General features: G+C 72.5%; 8 protein-coding genes. 5 read left to right on the forward strand and 3 right to left on the reverse strand.

The annotated features are described in order from the left end of the window. The 4 genes from Pth03_RS25540 to egtD all read left to right on the forward strand — a co-directional run. On the forward strand, window positions 1–797 hold a 797-nt coding region (locus Pth03_RS25540), incomplete at its 5' end, for a glutamate-cysteine ligase family protein (RefSeq protein WP_239119354.1). Continuing rightward, complete coding sequence (gene egtB, locus Pth03_RS25545) at window positions 794–2,098, forward strand: ergothioneine biosynthesis protein EgtB (protein ID WP_239119355.1); 1,305 nt, start codon at window positions 794–796, stop codon at window positions 2,096–2,098. The genes Pth03_RS25540 and egtB, both read left to right, overlap by 4 nt. 12 nt (window positions 2,099–2,110) lie before the next feature. Beyond that, a complete protein-coding gene (gene egtC, locus Pth03_RS25550; RefSeq protein ID WP_239119356.1) occupies window positions 2,111–2,806 on the forward strand; it encodes an ergothioneine biosynthesis protein EgtC in 696 nt (231 codons plus the stop codon). Between the two features lie 23 nt (window positions 2,807–2,829). Continuing rightward, on the forward strand, window positions 2,830–3,789 hold the full coding sequence (gene egtD, locus Pth03_RS25555; protein WP_203946925.1) for an L-histidine N(alpha)-methyltransferase: 960 nt from the start codon (window positions 2,830–2,832) through the stop codon (window positions 3,787–3,789). On the opposite strand, the gene Pth03_RS25560 is transcribed toward egtD, so the two are convergent. Next, a complete protein-coding gene (locus Pth03_RS25560) occupies window positions 3,770–4,789 on the reverse strand; it encodes a helix-turn-helix domain-containing protein (RefSeq protein WP_203946926.1) in 1,020 nt (339 codons plus the stop codon). The two genes, egtD and Pth03_RS25560, sit on opposite strands and share 20 nt — an antisense overlap. Before the next feature lie 159 nt (window positions 4,790–4,948). Further along, window positions 4,949–5,947 carry an alpha/beta hydrolase gene (locus Pth03_RS25565; RefSeq protein WP_239119357.1) on the reverse strand — a complete coding sequence of 333 codons (999 nt, stop codon included), beginning with the start codon at window positions 5,945–5,947 and terminating at the stop codon, window positions 4,949–4,951. Between the two features lie 447 nt (window positions 5,948–6,394). Here Pth03_RS25565 and Pth03_RS25570 point away from each other — a divergent pair, with 447 nt between their 5' ends. Continuing rightward, window positions 6,395–6,622: a hypothetical protein gene (locus tag Pth03_RS25570; RefSeq protein WP_203946928.1), complete on the forward strand. Its 228-nt coding sequence runs from the start codon at window positions 6,395–6,397 to the stop codon at window positions 6,620–6,622. A 50-nt stretch (window positions 6,623–6,672) separates the two neighbouring features. Here the strand turns inward: Pth03_RS25570 and Pth03_RS25575 are convergent. Further along, on the reverse strand, window positions 6,673–8,275 hold a 1,603-nt coding region (locus tag Pth03_RS25575), incomplete at its 5' end, for an HNH endonuclease (protein ID WP_203946929.1).

Raw genomic sequence — 8,275 nt, forward strand, 5'->3', positions numbered from 1 at the left:
ATGAGGCGATGGCCGCCTACCTCGGCGTGCCGTACGGGATCACCATGATGTGCTCGACCGCGTCGATCCAGGTCAACGTGGACGTCGGCGGCGATCCCGCCCGGCGGTGGAACCTCGCTCACGCGCTCGGCCCCGTGCTCGTGGCGGCGTTCGCCAACTCGCCCGCGGACGGCTGGATGTCGGGCCGCCAGCGGGTGTGGGCCAGCCTCGACTCGTCCAGGACCGCTCCCGTCTCCCGCGGCGGCGTCTGCTTCGGCGCCGCGGGCGACCCGGCCGGCGACTGGGCGCGCTACCTGCTGGACGCCGGGCTCATGATGATCCACGAGGGCGGCGACGCCTTCCGTCCCGTGCCCCCCGGCCCGGCGTTCCGCGACTTCGCGGCGGTGGCGGGGCGGCCGCCGACCCGCGGCGACCTCGCCTACCACGCGACCACCCTGTTCCCGCCCGTACGGCCACGCGGCTGGCTGGAGGTCCGCTACCTGGACGCCCTCGGCCCCGACGACTGGCCGGTCTGCGCGGCGGTGGTCAGCGCGCTCCTCATGGACGGCCCGGCCGCCGAGGAGGCCTTAGACGCGGCCGTGCCGTTCGGCGGCTGGTGGACTCGCGCCGCCCGGCTCGGCCTGGCGGACCCGGACCTGCGCCGCGCCGCCGAGACGTGTTTCCGTGCGGTCGTCGAGGCGCTGCCCCGGCTGGACGCCGAACCCTGGCTGGTGGACCGGGTCGCCGCCTACGCCGTCAAGCACATAGAAACCGGCCGCTCCCCGGCCGCCGACCTGTTGGAGGAGATGTCCGCGTGAGCCATCCCAGCCAGGTCACCGACGTGGCCGCCCTCAAAGAGAAGATCGCGGCCGAACTGGCCGCGGTGCGTCATCGCTCCCTGGCCTACACCGACGCCGACGACGAACTGCTGATGCGTCAGCACTCGCCGCTGATGTCCCCCCTGGTGTGGGACCTCGCGCACGTCGGCAACTACGAGGAGCTCTGGATCCTCCGCGAGGTCGGCGGGATCACCCCGCTGCGGCCCGAGATCGACGAGCTCTACGACGCCTTCAAGCACCCGCGCAGCGGGCGCCCGAGCCTGCCGCTGCTGGGCCCGGACGAGGCGAGGAAGTACATCGCCGGGGTGCGCGGCATGGCCCTCGACGTACTGGACCGCATGGATCTCGCCCATCCCGACCCGCTGCGTGCCGGAGGGTTCGTCTTCGGGCTGGTCATGCAGCACGAGCACCAGCACGGCGAGACCATGCTCGCGACCCTGCAACTGTCCAGGGAGCCGGGGCTGGTCCAGGAGGGCGACCTGCCGCCCGGCCGCTCCCCGGGTCTCGCCGCGGCACCGGAGGTCCACATCCCGGAGGGGATCTTCGTCATGGGCGCCGGCGCCAACCCCTGGGCGTACGACAACGAGCGGCCCGCCCACCGCAGGCACCTGTGCGGGTACTGGATCGACCGCTACCCCGTGAGCAACGCCGCCTACGCCGCGTTCGCCGAGGACGGCGGCTACGAGAACTCCCGCTGGTGGACGCCCCAGGGATGGGAGTGGGTGCAGAGCAAGGGCATCTCCGCCCCGCTGTTCTGGACCGAGGACGGCGGCGACTGGTGGCGGCTCCGGTTCGGGCGGGAGGAGCCCGTGCCGCCGGACGAGCCCGTGCAGCACGTGTCGTGGTACGAGGCCGACGCCTACGCCCGATGGGCGGGCAAGCGCCTGCCGACGGAGGCCGAGTGGGAGAAGGCATGCGGGGAGCGCACCTACCCGTGGGGCGACGCCGAGCCCTCCCTCGACCAGGCGAACCTCGCCCACCGGGCCGCGCGCCCCGCCCCGATCGGGGCCTTCCCGTCCGGGGCGAGCCCGTACGGCGTCGAGCAGCTCGTCGGGGACGTCTGGGAGTGGACCGACTCCTGGTTCCAGCCGTATCCCGGCTACCGGAGCTTCCCGTACAAGGAGTACAGCGAGGTCTTCTTCGGGGAGGAATACCGGGTGCTGCGCGGCGGGTCCTGGGCCACCCACCCCTCCGCGATCCGGGCGACGTTCCGCAACTGGGACCTCCCGATCCGCAGGCAGATCTTCTCCGGGTTCCGGTGCGCCCGCTCGGAGGACTAGATGTGCCGCCACGTGGCCTGGCTCGGACCCGCCAGGACCCTCGCGTCGGTCCTGTTCGAGCCCGAGCACGGCCTGCTCCGGCAGGCGTACGCGCCCCGGCTGCAGCGGTTCGGCAGCGTCAACGCCGACGGTTTCGGCATCGGATGGTACGACCCGTCGCGCCCCGAGCCCGTGCGCTACCGGCGCGCGGTGCCCATCTGGAATGACGCGAACCTGCCGGGGCTAGCCGAGACGGCACGCTCGACGTGCCTGATGGCGGCCGTGCGCTCGGCCACCAACGGGCTGCCCGTCGAGGAGAGCGCCACCGCCCCCTTCGCCGACGGCGCCTGGCTGTTCAGCCACAACGGCAGGGTCAGGCGGGAGGCGGTGCGGACGCTGGCCTGCGACGCCGAGAGCGTGTGCGACTCGGCGTGGCTGGCCGCGGCCCTCTTCTCCGGGCTGCGTGACGGCATGCCGCTCGGCCGGGCCCTGCCGCTCGTCGTCAGGAGGGCGGCCCAGGCCGACCCCGCGGCCCGGCTCAACCTGCTCGTGTGCGGCGGCACCCAGCTCGCCGCCACGGCCTGGGGCGACACCCTGTACGCCCATCTCGCAGACGGCGTGCTCGTCGCCAGCGAGCCGCTGGACGACCGGCCGGGCTGGCAGGCCGTACCCGACCGCAACCTCCTGCTCGCCTCCCCCGACGGCGTGCTTGTCACACCCATCGATTGAGGAACTCGACCGAGGAGCGATCCATGGCGGTGATCGATCATCTCGACGGCGGTTATCTGCGGCAGGCACTGGAGCACGACGTGCGGACCGGGCTCACCTCGACCCCCCGGTGGTTGCCGCCGAAGTGGTTCTACGACGAGACGGGCAGCGACCTGTTCTCGCGGATCACCCGGCTCGACGAGTATTACCCGACCCGCAGGGAGCTGGAGATCCTGCGCGACAACGCCGCCGACATCGCCGCGCGCAGCGGGGCCGACACCCTGGTAGAGCTCGGCTCGGGCACCAGCGAGAAGACCGTCCTCCTGCTGGACGCGCTCGCCGCCGCGGGCACACTGCGGTCGTACACGCCCGTCGACGTCGACGCGGTCACTTTGGAGGCGGCCACGCGGCGGCTCGCGGCCGACTATCCCGGCCTGGCCGTACGGCCGGTCCGCGCCGACTTCGAGCGGCACCTGTCGTTGCTGCCGAGGGACGGCCGCCGCATGGTCGCCTTCCTCGGGGGCACCGTCGGCAACCTGCCGCCCGCCGCGCGCGAGGTGTTCCTCAAGGAGTTGCGCTCCACACTGAGGCCCGGCGACACCCTGCTGCTGGGGACCGACCTGGTCAAGGACGTGCGGAGGCTGGTGGCGGCCTACGACGACGAGGAAGGGGTCACGGCCGCCTTCAACCGCAACGTGCTGCACGTGATCAACCGGGAACTGGGGGCCGACTTCGAGCCCGACGCCTTTGAACACGTCGCCCGCTACGACGCCGACAACGAATGGATGGAGATGCGCCTGCGGGCGTCCACGGCGATGAAGGTGCGGCTGGCCGCCCTCGACCTGTCGGTCGCGTTCGAGTCGGGTGAGGAGATCCGTACGGAGATCAGCGCCAAGTTCCGGGAGGAGGGCGTGCGGGCCGAGCTGGAGACCGCCGGGCTCAGGGTGATCCGGTCGTACACCGACCCCGCCGGCGACTTCGCGCTCACGCTGTCCGTCCGCTGATGCCGCGGTGCGCGCGGCGCATGACGAGCGCGAGCTGCAGCCGCAGCCTGCCCTGCGGCTCGTGGACCGACCAGCCGAGCACCTGCTCGGCGTGGACGAGGCGGTCCTGAAGGGTGGAGTGGTGCACGTGCAGCGCCGTCGCCGCGGCGCGCAGGCTGGGGGAGAAGGCGACCGCGTCGAGCGTGGCCAGCGTCCAGGGCGCGGACGCGGCGGCGCGGTCGAGGGCGCGCACGTCGGGCACGGGCGGGGTGCCCGGTCCGATCGCCCCCGCGAGTACGGCCAGGCCGCCCAGTTCGTCGGCGTGCACCACCCGGGGGCCGGGGTCCTGCTCCGTTCCCTCGGCGGTCAGCCGCAGGGCGACCCGCGCGGCGGCCCACGAGGCGGGCAGGTCGGCAAGCGGGACCGCGGGGCCCACACCGGCGCGACCCGGGGGGAGCCCCGGGCCCGGCACCGCCTGGACGAACGGCCTGACGCCGGCCGCGCCGTCCGCCAGCGCCACCGCCCTGGCCCGCTCGGCGCGCAGGCCGAGCCGGCGGCCGGCGTGCAGGCGGGAGGCCTCGGGCGCGGCCCCGTCCACCACGAGTTCGGTCAGGGCCTGGTCGCCCGCCTGCGCGGGCGGGGCCGCGCCGCGCGTGCGGTCGAGGACGGTCCGGATCGCGGCCGTCGCCCGTTCCAGCACCATCGCCTCGACCACGCCGCCCGGGCCCGGCCGTTCCAGCCAGAAGGCCGCCGGGCCGTCCGGGACCAGCGGCGCCGACGACCAGGCGGGGTCGGCGGGCCCGTCATGATCGGCGCGCAGGCCGTCGGGCTCGACCCGGATGCGCACACGGTGACGCTCGTCGTCCAGACGGGCGGGGCAGCCCGCGAGGACGGCGGCGCCGCGCACCAGGGCCTCCAGCCCGGCCCGGCCCTCGACGAGACGGTCGAAGTACGCGATGACCCGGACGGCCGCGCCCGCGTCCGGGTCGAGTGCCGTGAGCCGGCCGGCGAGCTCTTTCACATCCTCAATCCTGCATCGTGCGGAAGGGGGAGCAAAGAGGACCTTTCCGGCAGGCGGCCGGAGGATTGCGCGGTGAGCCGATCAGGGGCTGCCCAGGGATTTTCAGGGTTGCATGGGTTGCTCAGGTTGCACGGGTTTGCTCAGGTTGCTCAGGGCCGATCAGGGGGCCAGCAGGCGGCGCAGCCAGTGCACCCGAGCCGCGCGGGCGTCCTGGGAGATCGCGGCCTGCGGGACGAGCAGGTCGAAACCGTGGAACCCGCCCGGCCACACGTGCAGCTCAGCCTGGCTGCCCGCCTGCCACAGACGGGTGGCGTAGGCGACGTCCTCGTCGCGGAAGGTCTCGGCCGACCCGACGTCGATGAAGGCGGGCGGCAGCCCGGACAGGTCCTGCGCCCGGGCCGGAGCGGCGTAGGGGGAGACGTCGGGACCGCCGCGCCGGTCGCCGAGCAGCGCCGTCCATCCAGTGTCGTTGGACGTCATGTCCCACACCCCGATCCCCTGCATCTGCAGGGCGGACACGGTGTCGTTGCGGTCGTCGAGCATCGGGCAGGCCAGTAGCTGCCCGATCAGCGCCGGTCCGCCGCGGTCGCGGGCCATCAGGGCGACCGCCGCGGCGAGCCCGCCTCCGGCGCTGGCGCCACCGACGACGAGGCGATCGGGGTCGACGCCGAACTCGTGCGCGTGCTCCGCCGTCCAGATCAACCCGGCGTAGCAGTCCTCCGCCGGGGCGGGATGGGGATGCTCGGGGGCCAGGCGGTATTCGACCGACACCACGGCCATCCCCACCTCGTGGGCCATCTCGAGCACGACCGGCAGCCCCGTGCGGTTGTCGCCCATGACCATGCCGCCGCCGTGGATGTCGTAGAGGGCGGGAACCGGGCCGGGCATCCCGGTGGGCGTGCAGATGAGCAGCGAGATCTCGGGCGCGCCCTCCGGGCCGGGTACCGAGCGCTCCTCGACCTCGTACGCCCCGCCGAGCCGCAGGTCGTCGTCGGACGGCCGGGCCAGACCGATTCCCGAGCGCATCTCGGGGATCGTGTCCGGCAGCAGCGAAGGGGAGATCAGCTCCGCCATGATCTCCAGCCCGGCGGCGAGCTCGGGGTCGAACGGCGGCGGGCTCGCCGGGGCGGCCTGCGGCGGGGAAGACGGGATGGTCATCGGGCCTCCTGATGTGTCGAGCTCAGCGTGGTGGTCGCAGTGAATCCATGCTGCAACGCGGCCCGAGCCGGTGACAGCGCCAGGTGGCGGAACCCTCCCGCCACCTGGCGGGAGCACCAGTGGCCTTCCGATCGTTCGGGCGGCCGGACACCCTGCCTGTGCCGCGATGACCTCGTCGCAGAACCGCACGCAGGGCTCGCAGATCCGGACTCCCGGACCTGCCACGAGAGCCGTGACCTCTCGTTGCCGCAGAACGAGCACGACAACGCACTGGGGGGCGCCACGAGCTCCAGAGGGGCGCGCGGTGTCTCCGGACGCCGCGGCTCGCCGATGACCTAGTGGCCTGTCACCGAACGGTGGGCGGGTAATTGATCTCCGGCGGTGACCCCGTCGGGTTGGCTGCCATCTTCGACGGTGAGATGTGGTCGTGGATGGTGGGAGGTGGTCGTGGCTCGCCGACTGGGAGTGTTCGTCCGGCCGTTGACGATGGAGGATTGCCGCAAGCTGCAGCGGATCACGCGTGCTGCGAAGGATCCGGTCAAGCTGCGGCGGGCCGATCGTGGTGATGATGTCCGGCCAGGGCCAAAGCGTTCCGGACATCACCTCCCTGCCGCGCAGGCCGTGACCTCGGTCGATCTGTCGTCGTTCTGGACCACCCACCGCATCGACGGCTGAGCGTCTGGGTTCCGCAGCCCGGCGGCTGGGCTGCCTTGGGCGATGGTCCTTCAGAAGGGAGGCGGGTCGTTATGTGGCCCGAGGAGTGGGCTCGGTCGGTCAGGTGGTGTGGCCGGGCTGCGATCGGCACTCGCATGTGAGTCGTCTCGAGCAGGTGAAGTCGCCCATTCCGAGGAGTTCTGGCCCTGTTTCGGGGTGACGCGCGAAGCGCTTCCTGTGTGCTCGGGCGGGTCGGGGTTTTCCTCGGTCAGGGTGGGTTCGTCGTGGTCGGTGATGCGGTCGGGTGGAAGGTCGGGGTGGTTTCGGGGTCGGGGGTCGGGGAGCGTCGTGATGATCGGTGGGATGCGGCCGGCGTAGGGGTGTCCGAGGGGGCTGGTCCATAGGACGGTGTCGGGTTGGGGCATGGCGACCTGCCATCCGCCGTGGTGTTTCGCGCGGTGGTCGTGCCGGCAGGCCAGGTGGAGGTTGGTGTCGAGGGTGGCGCCTCCGGCGGCGTGGTCGATGGCGTGGTCTTGGTCGGTTGTGGTGGCGGGCGTGCGGCAGCCCGGCCAGGAGCAGACCCGGCCGCGTATTTGCACGTAACGCCTCAGGGCGGCGCCGGGGCGTCGTTTATCGGCGTCGGCGTCAGCGTCGGTGGTGGTGTCGGTGGTGGTGTCGTGTTTGTCGTGTTGGCGGGCGAGGTCGTTGATGAGGGGTGCCCACCATCGGTGCTGGATGGGGTTGTGTGCCAGCTCGTGGAGGCGGGCGGCGGTGATCTGGAGTTCGACGATGCCCCCGTGGCGGGTCTGGCGGGGTGGTCGGGTGGTGGCGGCGCAGGGGCGGTGTCGGGTGATTCCGGCGTGCAGGAGTCGGCCGTTGGTGGTGCAGATGGCGTACCGCCATTCGGCGGACAGCATGTCGGCGACGATGGTGCGGGCCAGGTCGGCGTGGATCATGCCCCAGCCGGGGATCTCGGCGGGGTGTTCGTCGAGGTGGAGGAGTGTGGTGAGTTCTACTCGTATCTCCCGCACATTCCAGGCGTGGCCCGCAGGACCGGGGGCGGGCGCCGCAGGGTTGCGGGCGTCGGCCGCGTAGTGAGCATGCAAGCCCTCTTCGGGCTCTCCTCCCTGCGCTGACCGGTCAGCTGCCGGGTCGGGGGACGACGGCTGGGTCGATGCCGACGTGATGGGCCCCTGCTCGGTGGATCCCTGCTCGGTGGATCCCGGCTCGGGGGCGGTCGTTTCGGTGAATCCCGATTCGCTCGATGTCTGCTGTTCGGCCGTTGGTTCGGCCGTTGGTTCGGCCGTTGGTTCGGCCCGGGTCTTCGGTACGGGGCGCGGCTGAGCAGGGGGCTGCTGTCTGGGTGCGTGTCGGCTGGTTGCGGGTGGCTCGGCTGTCCGCCTGTTGTGGGTGTTCGGGGCGGGGCCGGGCTGATCCTCGCTGCCGCCGCCCTTTCCTTCGTCGGCGTCTTCACTGATGCGATCACCGCGGCCGTCGCCGTCATCGCGGTCTCCGTCTCCGCCGTCTCCGTCTGGGCGGTCCCCGCTGTCCCCGCTGTCGCCGTCGTCGCCGGTGTTGTCTCCCTTGCCGTTTCCGCTGCCGTTTCCGCCTTCGGTTCCGTCTCCGGTGTTGTCCTCGGTGGGGGTGGGCGTGTCGTTGGGGTCGTGGAAGGGG

The sequence above is a fragment of the Planotetraspora thailandica genome, assembly GCF_016863335.1.
Taxonomy (GTDB): Bacteria; Actinomycetota; Actinomycetes; order Streptosporangiales; family Streptosporangiaceae; genus Planotetraspora; species Planotetraspora thailandica.